Source organism: Caballeronia catudaia (assembly GCF_001544755.2).
GTDB classification, from domain to species: Bacteria; Pseudomonadota; Gammaproteobacteria; order Burkholderiales; family Burkholderiaceae; genus Caballeronia; species Caballeronia catudaia.
Map to the genome: position 1 here is coordinate 1 of NZ_FCOF02000154.1, position 563 is coordinate 563.

The 563-nt window shown below is 60.4% G+C and carries 1 pseudogene; it reads left to right on the forward strand.

The features are described from left to right. The first annotated feature begins 197 nt into the window (after nt 1–197). Nucleotides 198–517, forward strand: a pseudogene (locus AWB75_RS36555) (co-chaperone GroES). Nucleotides 518–563: the final 46 nt, after the last annotated feature.

A 563-nucleotide genomic window follows, 5' to 3' on the forward strand; every position in this document is an offset into this window, starting at 1 on the left:
GTCCGGCGCGTCCTGACACGCTGAAGGGTTTAGTTACAGTCACATTTTTCGTGCCCTTTTGAAGGGCGCGTCGCACGCCATTATTTCGCATTCCGCCAGGCATCGGCACGGCCGTGCAGCGGCGACTCCGAACGCACGGGGCGCCTGCGCAGCCGGATTCTCTTTTTCGTGATCCTTTGATCGCTCAGGAGATGGAAATGCAGATTCGTCCCCTCTACGACCGGGTTATCGTCAAGCGAATCGAGCAGCAGCGTACGACCGCCTCGGGCATTGTGATTCCCGATTCAGCCGCGGAAAAGCCCGAACAAGGCGAAGTCGTTGCTGTCGGCAACATGGCCGACTGCTGCAGGATGGAACGCAGCGCGCGCTCCAGCTAAAGGTCGGTGACCAGATGATTTGCGGCAAGTATGCAGGCCAGACCATCAAAGTGGATGGCGAGGAACTGCTCGTCATGCGCGAGGAAGACGTGATGGACGTGCTCGAAGCCGACGCGGGCGTCTCGCGCAAGGCCGCCTGAATACCGTACCACCCGCGAACCTCGCAGATCGACAGAGCGTTCGCCG